Source organism: Paenibacillus tyrphae (genome assembly GCF_027925525.1).
GTDB lineage: Bacteria > Bacillota > Bacilli > Paenibacillales > NBRC-103111 > Paenibacillus_G > Paenibacillus_G tyrfis_B.
Window position 1 is genome coordinate 58,964 of sequence record NZ_BSDJ01000019.1, and the last position, 12,984, is coordinate 71,947.

Here is a 12,984-nt window from a genome sequence, read left to right on the forward strand (position 1 = left end):
TCCTCGCGTCTAGGGAATAACGCAGCGTTCAGTAGCTGTGGGGATTCAGACAAAGAAGGGGGAGGCAATATGCGAAAGGTAAGGGAAGGAGCTGCGCCGAAGCTGCACTTGCTGCGGCTGATGCGCGGAGCCGGGGCGGTTCTGCTGTTGGCCGGATGGCTTGCAGGCTGCAGTGCCGTTTCAACGGACTCGGAGAAGTTGGCTGTGGGCGATCAGAAAATGGCGCAAAATAGCGGAGCAAGTCCTGCTGGCTCAACCGGCCAGACGGCCGATTCGAATGCGGTAAAGCCCGCCGCAGGCGCAAGCTTGACGGGAGAAACGGCGCCTGAGACATCGGAGGCGTTCAACCGCAAAATCATCTACAAAGCAAATTTGGTCATGCAGGTGGAAAAGTATCAAGAGGCGCAAGCGAAAATACAGGAGGCGGTCAAGCAGTCGGGCGGCTACATTTTGCAGTTCAACGAGAACGCTTCCGGTTTGGAGAAAAGCGGTACGTTCGTCATCAAAGTGCCGGCGACCGGCTTCCAATCGCTGCTGGCGCTGCTTGAACAGATTCAGCCGACGCTGCAGAAAAACTTGCAGGGTCAGGATGTGACGGAGGAGTATGTCGATCTCTCCGCGCGTTTGAAGGCAAAGCAGGTGGTGGAGAGCCGGCTGATCGCTTTTATGGAAAAGGCTGCGAAGACCGATGAGCTGCTTGCTTTCTCCAACGAACTCGGCAAGGTTCAGGAAGAAATCGAGCGAATTAAAGGGCGTATGCGGTACTTGGAGCAAAACGTAGCCATGTCGACCATCGAGCTGAAGCTGACGCAAAAAAACAGCTCTGCCGAGGTTATTCAGGCGCGCGGTCAAGGGCCGCTAGGGCAGCGGGCGTCAGAAGCGTTGAACGGAAGCCTGGCGGTGCTCGGCTTCTTGCTTCAGTGGTTGTTCGTCTTTCTGGCGGGAGCACTGCCGGTGATTCTGCTGCTGGTGTTGATCGGTATTCCCGTCTGGCTCCTACGCAAACGGCGCAAGGAGAAGCTGGCGGAGATTCGTACGCGGCTGGCCGGGGATAACCCGCCGTCGGAAGCGCAGCCATCTGACCGTTTGTCCCTTCCGGAGCAAGCCGGGGAGAATGAGGAACCACCCCGGGAAAAAACAGAATAACCCGAAAAAAAATCCTGCGGTCGTCTCTTGACGAAGCAGGATTTTTTGTTAACGTGACGAATCATTACTGTACAAGTGGTGGAAAGTGGGGTAAAGTGGAGGAAAGGGGGTGGCGAGTGGTGTTCATGGGGGAGTATCAACATACTGTTGACGAAAAAGGCCGGATGATCGTGCCGGCCAAGTTTCGCGAAGCCCTGGGAACATCATTCATCGTCACTCGCGGCCTGGACCAATGTTTATTCGTTTATCCCATGAACGAGTGGGCGGTGCTGGAGCAGAAGCTCAAAGCGCTGCCGCTCATGAAGTCTGACGCTCGCGCCTTTACCCGGTTCTTTTTCTCCGGCGCCACCGAATGCGAGCTGGACAAGCAGGGCAGGGTAAACCTGCCGAACAATCTGATCGAGCACGCCAAGCTGGAGAAAGATTGTGTCGTTATCGGCGTTTCCAATCGGGTGGAGATTTGGAGCAAGTCGATCTGGGAAAACTACTTCCAGCAATCGGAGGAATCGTTCGCCGAAATTGCGGAGAAACTGGTCGATTTTAACTTTGATCTATAACCCGGGAAAAGCCGGCGTAGGAGGAGCAGCGGGATGTTTCATCATGTGACCGTACTTAAGCAGGAAGCAGTAGAAGGATTACATATACAACCGGATGGCGTTTATGTCGATTGTACGCTTGGCGGAGCGGGGCACAGCTTCGAGATTGCTTCGCGTCTCGGGCCGGAGGGCTTGCTTATCGCCTTCGATCAAGACGACGCGGCGCTTGCCAATGCCAGGGAGCGGCTCGCTCCGGTTATGGACCGGGTGAAGCTGGTTCGCAGCAACTTTCGCTATTTGGAGCGCGAGCTTGCCCAAGTACCGCGCGCTTTGAGAGACGGCCGTCCGCAGGTGGACGGGATTTTGTTCGATTTGGGCGTGTCGTCTCCACAGCTCGACGAGGCTGACCGCGGCTTCAGCTACAATCATGACGCCGAGTTGGACATGCGGATGGATCGGACGGCTCCGCTGACGGCGAGAGACATCGTCAACGAATGGTCGGAGCAGGAGATTGCGCAAATTTTATTCGAGTACGGGGAAGAAAAGTTTTCTCGCCGCATCGCAGCGACAATAGGCGCGGCTCGCGCCAAGGCGCCGATCGAAACGACGGGACAGCTCGTTGATTTGATCAAGGAATCGATTCCCGCCGCGGCGAGGCGTACCGGACCGCATCCGGCCAAGCGCAGCTTTCAGGCGCTGCGGATCGCCGTAAACGACGAGCTCGGCGCCTTCGAGGACGCGCTGGAGCAATCCATCCGCTGTCTGGCCCCGGGAGGCCGGGCTGCGGTCATTACCTTTCATTCGCTCGAAGATCGGATATGTAAACAAACGTTTGCCAAATATGTAGCCAAATGCACATGCCCGCCCGACTTTCCTATGTGCGTATGCGGATCTGCCGGTATCGTTAAACTGGTGAACCGCAAGCCGATCGAAGCCGGAACGGAAGAGCTCGAAGCGAATCCGCGCGCCCGCTCGGCCAAGCTGAGAATCGCGGAAAAACTGACGAACTGAGGGGGAAAGCATCTTGCCGGCTTATATTCAAGGGAATTTAGCAGTCGAACAGCGGACCGAGAACAAAGTCAAAGTCAAGGAAACGAAAAAGATCGTATACCGGAACAAAACGTTGCCGGTACAAGAAAAGCTGCTCTATTTGTTTACGGTTGCCGTCTGCGTCGTCGTTGCGGGTGTCATCATCTGGCGTTATGCGCAAATTTACGAGATAAGCTCCAGCATTCAAACCATTGAGAAGAAAATTGCCAATCTGGAAGCGGAGAACAGCGTTCTTAAGCAAAAGGTGGACGCGCTCTCTGACCATCAGCGTCTTGAGGAAGAAGCCCGCAGCCGCGGCTACAGCGTAGCCGATCCGAATCAAACGAAGCCGCAGGGAGGGAAAACTTCAGGGACCTCCGGGCAAAGCGTCGCTTCCAAAAAAACAAAGGATCAACCCTGATCCGTCCGTTGGAATAGGGAGGATATACGATGACAAAAAAGGTAAAATTGCGTTCGTTAATCATCGGAGGGGGGTTCACCCTCCTTTTTGTTGTTCTGATAACCCGTGTCTATTGGGTGCAAGTCGTCGAAGGAGCCAATTTGGTTACGGAGGTTAAAGAAAAACAGTGGTCGAAGGAGAAGGTCATTCAGCCGGTCCGCGGAAGTATTTTGGACCGGAACGGCAAGGTGCTTGCGGAAGATTCCCCGGCGTTCACGCTGGCTCTGGTTCCCCGGACGATTAAAGATAACAACAATCAGGAAGAAGTTGTAAAAGGTCTGGCGGCGATTCTAGCGCCTTCCGGCGATCCGGCCGGTGTCTCGGCGCTGGAAGACAAAATACGCAAGCGTTTTGAAGCCAAGCGGGAATGGACGGCGATGGACCAGATCGAAATCCGCAACGAAGGCTGGAAGATCGACTCGGAGAAGGCCGATAAAATCAATCAACTTGTTAAAGATCTGCAGGCCAAGTTTCCGAAAGAGAAAACGCCGATCGGTATTGTACTTCTGCCTGAGATTAAGAGGTTTTACCCGGCTGGCCAGCTTGCTGCCCATCTGATCGGCTACAGCAACAAAGAAGGCAAGCCCGTGATGGGGATCGAAGCGCAGCTCGACAAGTATTTGAAAGGCGTTCCGGGCTTTCTGAATTACGAGAAAGACCGTTATGGCGTTGAGCTGACGGGTTCGAAGAGCCGGTATCAGCCGGCGGTGAACGGCAGCAACGTACAGCTGACGATCGATAAAAATATTCAATTTTACATCGAGAATGCACTGCAGAAGACGTATGACAAATGGCATCCGAAAAGCCTGACCGCGATCGCGGTCGATCCGAAGACGATGGAAATTCTTGGGCTTGCGAACATGCCGACGTTCAACCCGAACAAATATGGTGATACGAAAAATCAATCGGATTTCATTAATCATGCCGTGGCCTCGCAATATGAACCCGGCTCGACGTTCAAGATTGTCACCCTGGCGGCAGCGGTGCAGGAAGGCGTGTTTTTTCCGGAAGACAAATATCAGTCCGGCAAAATCATCGTAGCGGACCGTGAGCTGCACGACCACAACGTCGTCGGTTGGGGCAGAATTTCGTACCTTGAAGGTCTGAAACGTTCAAGTAACGTAGCGTTCGTAAAGCTTGGTCTCGAGAAGCTTGGGCCAGACAAGCTGCGGCAGTATATCGATAATTTCGGATTCGGCGCCAAGACGGGCGTCGATATCCCCGGTGAAGTTGCGGGCCGGGTCAAAATGCAGTATGCGCCGGAATACGCAACGGCGACCTACGGTCAAGGGCTAACCAGCACCATGATCCAGCAGACAGCGGCTTACGCTGCGATTGCGAACGGCGGCAAGTTGATGTGGCCGCATGTCATCAAGCAGATCACGAACCCGGATACGGGCGAAGTCATCGAGAAGTACGACCCTAAGGTTATCCGCGAGGCCGTAACGCCGGAGACGGCAAAACAGGTTGGCGAATATTTGGAGCAGGTCGTGTCGGACCAGGAGAAAGGAACGGGACGCAAGGCATATATCGAGGGCTACCGGGTAGCAGGCAAGACCGGTACCGCGAACTTCGTGCTGCCGGGTCAAGTCAAATATGCTGAAGGACGATGGATGGTTTCCTTCATCGGCTACGCGCCTCTGGAGGACCCGCAAATCTTGGTAGCCATTATGGCGGACGATCCCGATCTCGGCGGCAACTATCATCTGGGGAGCGATGTAACCGCCCCGGCTTTCAAAGAAATCGTATCGCAAACGCTGCGGTATATGGGTATTGCGCCGAGCACCACCGTGCAGCAGACCTCCCAGCCGACGGAGAAAGCGCCGCAAGGCAAGATGCCGGATCTGACCGGCCAATCGCTGGATGATGCCAAATCGGCGATGAACAAGTTCGGCGTTTCCGTCGAGCCGATTGGTCAAGGACCGAAGGTCATCGCCCAATCTCCGCTGCCAGGTACCGAAATCGGCGGGGCGCAGCGAATGTATGTACTGATGCAGGAAGGCGAGGATGTTCCGGTGCCTAACTTGTCCGGGAAATCGCTTCGCGATGCGCTGGAGGTATGCTCCTTCCTCAAGGTGCGATGCCAATCGACCGGCGAAGGGTACGTGTCGGATCAGGCGCTGGAAGGCTCCGGCGAGTCGCGGGTGCTCACTTTGCAGCTGAAATCGTATAAGGACCTGCAGGAAACCGCGGTAGCCGGCAAGACGGACAAATCCGATAAGTCGGATAAATCGGGCAAATCCGATAAAACCGCGAAGGCGGATTCCTCCTCGGCCAAGACAACGGGCGATAGCGGTAAGTCGGGCACAAGCAAGAAAAATACCGACTCTGTCAAGCAAACCGCCGACGGCGGGTCCAAAAAAACGGCGTCGGCGCAGCCATAGCTTGTTCTAACCCCTGGTTGTCCTGAATAGGGATGATATGAAACGATTCTCTTTCAGGAAGGGGAAGGAGCGGGCATGAGGGCATCGAACGTAACGGTTCGCCGACGGTTGTTCGCCGCGCTGATTGTCGGAACAGCGATTTTTCTGGCCTTGGTGGTGCGGCTTGCATACGTGCAAATCTGGCTCGGGCCGGAGCTATCGGATAAAGCGGAAGATTCGTGGCGCCGCGACATTCCCGTGACGGCCAAGCGGGGGGAGATCCTGGACCGGAACGGGGCGCAGCTCGCTTACAACATAAGTTCGCCTACGGTGATGGCCATTCCGGCGCAAGTTCAGGATCCTCGGGCAACGGCGGCCAAGTTGGCGGCAGCGCTGGACGCAAGTCAGGAGAAGATTTACAAGCAGTTGACGACGAGAGCGTCCAGCGCCTATATCAAGCCGGCCGGCCGCAAAATCACGCAGGAAAAAGCCCGGGAAATCCGCGATATGAAGCTTCCCGGCATCGTCGTGACGGAGGATAACAAGAGATATTATCCGTTCGGGAGTCTGGCTGCGCATGTGCTCGGCTTTACCGGGATTGATAATCAAGGATTGACGGGCATAGAATTGAAGTATAACCGGACATTGACGGGTATAGGCGGGAGCATCTCGTATTTGGCCGACGCCGCGGGCAAGTCGATGCCCGGATCGACGGACGAGTACAAGAAGCCGCTCGACGGCCTGAACCTTCAGCTCACGATCGACAGCAACATTCAAGCGATTATGGAACGCGAGCTGGATCAGGCGATGCTCAAATATCAGCCGAACCATGTCATCGCCATTGCTATGGACCCGAATAACGGAGAGATTTTGGCGATGGGGTCGAGGCCGGGCTACGAGCCGGGTAACTATAAGGCGTATCCGGTGGAGAACTACAACCGGAATTTGCCGATTTGGATGACCTACGAACCGGGCTCCACCTTCAAGATAATTACGCTTGCGGCATCATTAGAGGAGAAAAAGGTTAACTTGACGGAAGGGTTTTTCGACCCGGGCGCGATTGAGGTGGCGGGCGCCCGGCTGCGGTGTTGGAAGCGAGGCGGGCATGGCAGCGAGACGTTTCTGCAGGTGGTAGAAAATTCCTGTAACCCGGGCTTTGTGGTGATGGGTCAAAGACTTGGCAAAGAGAAGCTTTTCGAGTATATTTATAACTTCGGGTTCGGTAGAAAAACGGGGATCGATCTCGGCGGCGAAGAGAACGGAATTATGTTTAAGCCGTCGCGGGTCGGTCCGGTCGAACTGGCCACCACTTCGTTCGGGCAAGGAGTCTCCGTCACGCCGATTCAGCAAATTACGGCCGTATCCGCAGCCGTGAACGGCGGCAAGCTGTTCAAGCCCCATGTAGCGAAGGCCTGGTATAACCCGGATAACGGAGCGCTGGTCGAGGAAATGAAGCCGGAGCTCGTGCGCCAGGTGATCTCCGAAGCGACCTCCAAGCAGGTACGGGAGACGCTCGAGAGCGTCGTGGCGAACGGAACCGGGCGCAATGCGTTCATTGACGGCTATCGGGTAGGAGGAAAGACGGGGACGGCGCAAAAGGTCGTGAACGGACGCTATTCCGCGAGCGAGCACATCGTCTCCTTTATCGGATTTGCTCCGGCCGACGATCCGAAAGTCGTCGTGTACGCCGCTGTCGACAACCCTCAGGGCATCCAGTTCGGCGGCTTGGTTGCCGCTCCGCTCGTCAAGGGAATTATGGAGGACACGCTTCGTTATATGAAGGTTCCGCCGCGCAAAGATCAAATGGACCGCAAATACGTGTACGGCGATACGAAAATCGTGGAAGTGCCGAATCTGGTGGGCATGAGCATCACGGAGATTTACGAAAGTATGAACATGAATTTTCAACTGTCGAAATCCGGCACAGGCGGTACCGTAATCAGCCAGGTTCCGAAAGCTGGAACCCGGGTGGAGCAGGGCTCGACGATCCGGATTTACTTGTCCGATGCGAGCCCGCCGGAAAGCAGCAAACCGCAGGCGCAGTGAAGGCTGACGCATTGATGAGAGTACGGTAACATTTGGGGAAATGGGCTTTTCAGCACGCATTTTTTTGTCCATAATGATACCATGTGCAAAAAACGGAGGGGGACACAACATGCAACTGAAGGAACTGGCAGCCCAGCTTGCCGTCAGCCGGATGATCGGTGACGGCGATACCCATATTCACGGTCTCGCGGCCGATTCTCGTAAGGTCCGGCCCGGAGATTTGTTTTTTTGCGTACCCGGCCTGAAGACGGACGGTCACGATTATGCCGGGCAGGCGGTAGCGCAGGGAGCTGCAGCTTTGGTTGCGGAACGGGAGATTGAAGCGGACGTCCCCGTGCTGCTGGTGAAACAGGTGCGCTACGCCATGGCGGCATTAGCCTGCCATTTCTATGGATACCCGAGCCGGGAGCTGAAGCTCATCGGCGTGACGGGAACGAACGGCAAAACGACGACGACGTACTTATTGGAAAAAATATTATCGGACCAAGGTTTTCAAACCGGATTAATGGGGAATATCCATGTGAAAATCGGTGCTGTCCGACATCCGAACGAAAAGAACAATACGCAAGAGGCGATTGAGCTTCAGCGTATTTTGCGCGATATGGCCGATGCGAGAACCGACTATTGTATCATGGAAGTTTCTTCGCACGGCCTTGATATGGGCCGGGTGAAAGGCTGCCGGTTCCGTACCGGCTTATTTACGAACTTAACGCAGGATCATCTGGATTATCACCAAACGATGGAGCGGTATCGGGAAGCCAAGGGACTGTTGTTCTCCAGGCTCGGCAACGAGTTCGCGCCGGCAGCCGATCAGCGGCAATATGCTGTGCTGAACGGAGACGATCCGGCCTCCGACTACTTCGCCAACCATACGACGGCGCAGACGATCGTATATGGCATAGACAACCCGGCTGCCGACGTGCGGGCGGAGAACATAGAAATAACCGCCAAGGGCACCAAGTTTCGCTGTGTCACCTACCGTGGAACGGCCGAGGTGAAGATGCGGCTGGTCGGCCGGTTCAACGTCTACAACGTGCTCGGCGCCATCGCCGCAGCACTGGCGGAAGGGATCGAGCTGGAGCAGATTGTCGCCAGCCTCGGCAGCATGACTTCCGTCGAAGGGCGGATGGAGATTGTGGATGCGGGGCAAGAGTCTCTTGTACTGGTCGATTATGCCCATACGCCGGACGGCTTGGAAAATGCGCTCTCGACGATCCGGCAATTTGCAGAAGGCAAAGTTTATTGCGTATTCGGCTGCGGCGGTGACCGCGACCGCGCCAAACGTCCGCTGATGGGAGGCGTAGCCGCCAAATACAGCGACTACGTCTTCGTCACTTCCGACAATCCGCGCACCGAAGATCCGGAAAGCATTCTGCGGGATATCGAACCGGGGCTTGTCGAAGCCGGCTGGGACAAAGAGCGTTACGAGCTGATCGCCGACCGTAGACAGGCCATTCAAAAAGCGATTGCCCGGGCAACCTCTAAGGATGTAGTATTGATTGCGGGAAAAGGGCACGAAACGTATCAAGATATCCAAGGTGTCAAGCATCCGTTTGACGACCGGCTGGTAGCGGAAAACGCGATAAGGGGACGGTTGCAGTGATCAGACGTACGTTGGCCGAGATTGCCGTCATGGCCGGAGGAGCCTTGGCGCAAGGAACTCCCGGCGATGCCGTGATTCGCGGCGTTTCGAAGGATACGCGCACTCTCGTGGAAGGCAACTTGTATGTGCCGCTGATCGGAGAGTCGTTCGATGGGCATGAGTTTGCCGATGCCGCTTTCGAACGGGGCGCTGCTGCAGCGCTGTGGCAGATGGACCGTCACAACCCGCCGCAGGGCAAGCCGCTGATTCTCGTGGACGATACGCTGTCGGCACTGCAGCGTCTGGCCCAAGCCTATCGCTGTCAGCTGAAGGTACGCGTTGTCGGCATCACCGGCAGCAACGGCAAAACGACGACAAAGGATATGTCGGGAGCCGTTCTGGCCACGGCATTCCGTGTGCATAAAACGGCAGGGAACTATAACAATCATATCGGTCTTCCGCTCACCTTGCTGGAGCTGGATGAGGATACCGAGATCGCCGTCCTTGAGATGGGCATGAGCGGGAGGGGCGAGATCGAGCTGCTGTCCCGGCTCGCCGAGCCGGAGCTTGCCGTTATCACGAATATCGGAGATGCGCATCTGCTGCAGCTCGGCTCACGCACCGAAATCGCCCGAGCCAAAACGGAAATTTTGGCCGGACTTCTGCCCGGCGGCGCACTGATCTATCATGGGGATGAGCCTCTGATAGAGGAGGTTCTGCCGGAGTTGGCCCAGCCCGGACGAATGAAGACGGACGGCTATGCCAAAGTCCGCTTCGGAGCGGGCGTGACCAACGATTTATACCCTCTGGAAATGAAGCTTGATGCAAAAGGAACGCACTTTGTCGTCAACACCGATCCGGAAGTTCCTTTCTATATTCCGCTGCTCGGGGGACATAATGCGGTCAACGCGCTGGCGGCGATCGCCGTCGGGAAGTATTTCGGGCTGGATGCGGCGCGGATGGCCGAGGGCTTGCAATCTCTGGTCGTTACCGGAATGCGGATCGAAGTGTCGCAGGCGCCTTCTGGCTTGACTGTGTGGAATGACGCCTACAACGCTTCTCCGACTTCGATGAGGGCCGCGCTCTCGCTGCTGCATGAGGCGACAGGCTATAGCCGCAAATTCGCGGTGCTCGGCGATATGCTCGAGCTCGGTCCCGAAGAGGCGGAATTTCACCGGGATATCGGCCGTTTCATTAATCCCGACGCGGTTGAGGCGGTATATCTTTACGGCCCGCTTGCCCGGCATATCGCCGAGGGAGCGAGGGAGCGGTTTCCGGCGGAGCGCGTCCGGCATTTTGAAGATAAAGAGGACCTGGCCCGTGCGCTCGGTCAGACTGCCGCAGCGCGCGACGTCGTGCTGATCAAAGGCTCGCGCGGTATGCGGATGGAGCAGGTGGCATCGTTTTTAATGCAATTGGGGGGATAGTCCGGTGGATTTTCAAATTGTCATGATCACGCTCGGCGTGGCCTTTTTGCTTGCGGTCATTATGGGACCTTTATTCATTCCGCTTCTTCGCAGACTCAAATTCGGGCAGCAGATTCGTACCGAAGGGCCGCAAGCGCATCAGAAGAAAGCGGGCACGCCGACGATGGGCGGGATCATCATCATGCTGGCGCTGGCGCTCGCCGTGCTGCGTTTCGGAGAAAAAAACATCGAGACGCTCATTCTCATTATCGCATCGCTTGGATACGGTTTTATCGGATTTTTGGACGATTATATTAAAATTTTGTTCAAGCGCTCGCTCGGCTTGACGGCCAGACAAAAGCTGCTCGGGCAGCTCGCCGTCTCGATCATCGTATGTATTTTGCTGGTGCAGACCGGACACAACACGGACATCCGGATCCCTTATATCGGTTTTTCGTTTGATATCGGCTGGTTGTACTTCCCGTTCGTCGCTTTCCTGTTGCTGGGCACGTCCAACGCGGTGAATTTCACGGACGGCCTGGACGGCTTGCTAGCCGGAACCAGCGCGATCGCGTTCGGCGCTTATGCCATTATTGCTTTGAATAACTCGCAGCCGAATCTTGCGATCTTCTGTGCCGCGATGGTCGGCGCCGTGCTCGGATTTCTGGTATTCAACGCTCACCCTGCCAAAGTGTTCATGGGGGATACCGGCTCGCTCGGCATCGGGGGAGGATTGGCGGCCGTGGCGATTTTGACCAAAGCGGAAATTTTGCTGGCGCTGATCGGCGGCGTGTTTGTGGTCGAAATTTTATCGGTCATCATTCAAGTCGTCTCCTTCAAGACGAGGGGGAAACGGGTGTTCAAAATGAGCCCGATTCACCATCATTTCGAATTGACAGGCTGGTCGGAGTGGCGCGTGGTCATTTCGTTCTGGACGGCGGGGTTGATTTTAGCCGGTATCGGACTTTATATTAACGAGGTGTTGTAGGTCATGGAGCATCCCGCTCAGTACCGCGGCCGTCAGGTCGTCATTCTAGGTCTTGCGCGCAGCGGCGTTGCAGTCGCCAAATTGTTTCACCAGAACGGCGCGGTCGTCGCCGTCAACGATAAGAAAGAACGCCATTTATGCCCTGAGGCCGCCGAGTTGGAGGCTCTGGGTATTTCTGTTGATTGCGGGAGCCATCCCGAAGGGCTTATACACGAGGGCATTGCGCTCGTCGTGAAAAATCCTGGCATTCCCTACACGATCGAACCTGTAAAGCGGGCGGCCGAGCTGGGAATCGAAGTGGTGACGGAGGTCGAAGTCGCCTATCATATTTGCAAAGCGCCGATGATCGCCATAACCGGCTCCAACGGCAAGACGACCACGACGACTTGGACCGGTCTCATGCTCGAAGCGGGCGGATTAAAGCCGATCGTGGCTGGCAATATCGGACGCGCCTTGACGGAAGCCGCTTTGGAAGCCGAAGCGGACAACCGGATGGTGGTCGAGCTGAGCAGCTTTCAGCTCAAAGGAACGCGTGCGTTCCGTCCGGCCGTGGGTGCACTACTAAACGTGTACGAGACGCATCTCGATTATCACGGGACGATGGACGATTACGTCGTCTCCAAGACGAAGCTGTTTGCGAACCAAACGGAAGCGGACACGGCCGTGCTAAACTGGGACAACCCGGTCTGCCGCCAAACGGCTGACTCGATTCGTTCCTCGGTGCTGCCTTTTTCCGTACGCGAGGAGCTGGCTTACGGATTGTTCGTGCAGCCTCCGCTTGCCGCCGGGGACGAACACACGGTACATACGATCGTTTACCGCGATAAAGACGGACAAGCTCACCGCATCCTGCCGGTACGGGAGCTCGGAATACCGGGCAGCCACAACGTGGAGAACGCGCTGGCAGCCAGCGCCATGGCCGTCGCTTCCGGTGTGAAGCTGGAGACAATCGCCCGGGTGCTGAAGGAGTTCCGCGGTGTGGAGCACCGGCTTGAATATGTGGCGCAGAAGGGCGACGTGCTCTTTTATAACGATTCCAAAGCGACCAATCCTACGGCAACGATCAAAACGATCGAATCGTTCAAGCAGGACATCGTTTTGATTGCGGGGGGACTCGATCGCGGATCGGATTACATGGAATTGCTGCCTGCGTTCCAGAGCCGGGTGAAAGGCCTTGTCGCCTTTGGAGAGACAAAGGAAAAAATCGTCCGTGTGGCACGCCTCGCAGGCATGAGCCGGGTTCAAACCGTCGATACTGCTGCTAAGGGTGCACGGGAAACGGTAGAGGAAGCGGTACGGCAGGCACAGATGCTGGCGAAACCCGGCGACGTGGTTCTGCTCTCGCCCGCCTGCGCAAGTTGGGACATGTTTTCCTCTTACGAGGAGAGGGGAAGCATGTTTAAGGAGTCCGTGCATAACCTGTAAAAG

10 protein-coding genes are annotated in these 12,984 nt (G+C 56.1%); all 10 read left to right on the plus strand.

Going from position 1 to position 12,984, the window contains the following annotated elements; all coding sequences use genetic code 11:
* Positions 1-69: 69 nt before the first annotated feature.
* The 10 genes from QMG93_RS21915 to murD all read left to right on the plus strand — a co-directional run bounded on the left by QMG93_RS21915 (position 70) and on the right by murD (position 12,981).
* The gene (locus QMG93_RS21915) at positions 70-1,146 is read left to right on the plus strand and encodes a DUF4349 domain-containing protein (RefSeq protein ID WP_281940220.1); all 1,077 of its coding nucleotides are present in this window, start codon (positions 70-72) and stop codon (positions 1,144-1,146) included.
* A gap of 119 nt (positions 1,147-1,265) precedes the next feature.
* Positions 1,266-1,703, plus strand: a complete 438-nt coding sequence (gene mraZ, locus QMG93_RS21920) for a division/cell wall cluster transcriptional repressor MraZ (RefSeq protein WP_010491914.1) — start codon at positions 1,266-1,268, stop codon at positions 1,701-1,703.
* A 33-nt stretch (positions 1,704-1,736) separates the two neighbouring features.
* Positions 1,737-2,693 carry a 16S rRNA (cytosine(1402)-N(4))-methyltransferase RsmH gene (gene rsmH / locus QMG93_RS21925; protein WP_281940223.1) on the plus strand — a complete coding sequence of 319 codons (957 nt, stop codon included), beginning with the start codon at positions 1,737-1,739 and terminating at the stop codon, positions 2,691-2,693.
* A 13-nt stretch (positions 2,694-2,706) separates the two neighbouring features.
* The gene (gene ftsL, locus QMG93_RS21930) at positions 2,707-3,132 is read left to right on the plus strand and encodes a cell division protein FtsL (protein WP_281940225.1); all 426 of its coding nucleotides are present in this window, start codon (positions 2,707-2,709) and stop codon (positions 3,130-3,132) included.
* Between the two features lie 29 nt (positions 3,133-3,161).
* Positions 3,162-5,555: a penicillin-binding transpeptidase domain-containing protein gene (locus QMG93_RS21935; protein WP_281940227.1), complete on the plus strand. Its 2,394-nt coding sequence runs from the start codon at positions 3,162-3,164 to the stop codon at positions 5,553-5,555.
* A gap of 75 nt (positions 5,556-5,630) precedes the next feature.
* On the plus strand, positions 5,631-7,580 hold the full coding sequence (locus QMG93_RS21940; RefSeq protein WP_281940229.1) for a stage V sporulation protein D: 1,950 nt from the start codon (positions 5,631-5,633) through the stop codon (positions 7,578-7,580).
* Between the two features lie 109 nt (positions 7,581-7,689).
* Positions 7,690-9,183 carry a UDP-N-acetylmuramoyl-L-alanyl-D-glutamate--2,6-diaminopimelate ligase gene (locus tag QMG93_RS21945; protein WP_281940231.1) on the plus strand — a complete coding sequence of 498 codons (1,494 nt, stop codon included), beginning with the start codon at positions 7,690-7,692 and terminating at the stop codon, positions 9,181-9,183.
* Positions 9,180-10,589: a UDP-N-acetylmuramoyl-tripeptide--D-alanyl-D-alanine ligase gene (locus tag QMG93_RS21950; protein WP_281940233.1), complete on the plus strand. Its 1,410-nt coding sequence runs from the start codon at positions 9,180-9,182 to the stop codon at positions 10,587-10,589. Before QMG93_RS21945 ends, QMG93_RS21950 begins: the two co-directional genes overlap by 4 nt.
* A 4-nt stretch (positions 10,590-10,593) precedes the next feature.
* Positions 10,594-11,556: a phospho-N-acetylmuramoyl-pentapeptide-transferase gene (gene mraY / locus QMG93_RS21955; RefSeq protein ID WP_281940235.1), complete on the plus strand. Its 963-nt coding sequence runs from the start codon at positions 10,594-10,596 to the stop codon at positions 11,554-11,556.
* 3 nt (positions 11,557-11,559) lie between these two features.
* Positions 11,560-12,981 (plus strand): UDP-N-acetylmuramoyl-L-alanine--D-glutamate ligase, encoded by a 1,422-nt coding sequence (gene murD / locus QMG93_RS21960; protein WP_281940237.1) that lies wholly within the window; start codon positions 11,560-11,562, stop codon positions 12,979-12,981.
* Positions 12,982-12,984 lie beyond the last annotated feature (3 nt).

Excerpts from the sequence above, each read along its gene's own strand:
- rsmH (WP_281940223.1), top strand. The coding sequence starts at position 1,737 with ATGTTTCATCATGTGACCGTACTTAAGCAGGAAGCAGTAGAAGGATTA.
- QMG93_RS21915 (WP_281940220.1), top strand. The coding sequence starts at position 70 with ATGCGAAAGGTAAGGGAAGGAGCTGCGCCGAAGCTGCACTTGCTGCGG.
- QMG93_RS21945 (WP_281940231.1), top strand. The coding sequence starts at position 7,690 with ATGCAACTGAAGGAACTGGCAGCCCAGCTTGCCGTCAGCCGGATGATC.
- QMG93_RS21935 (WP_281940227.1), top strand. The coding sequence starts at position 3,162 with ATGACAAAAAAGGTAAAATTGCGTTCGTTAATCATCGGAGGGGGGTTC.
- murD (WP_281940237.1), top strand. The coding sequence starts at position 11,560 with ATGGAGCATCCCGCTCAGTACCGCGGCCGTCAGGTCGTCATTCTAGGT.
- QMG93_RS21940 (WP_281940229.1), top strand. The coding sequence starts at position 5,631 with ATGAGGGCATCGAACGTAACGGTTCGCCGACGGTTGTTCGCCGCGCTG.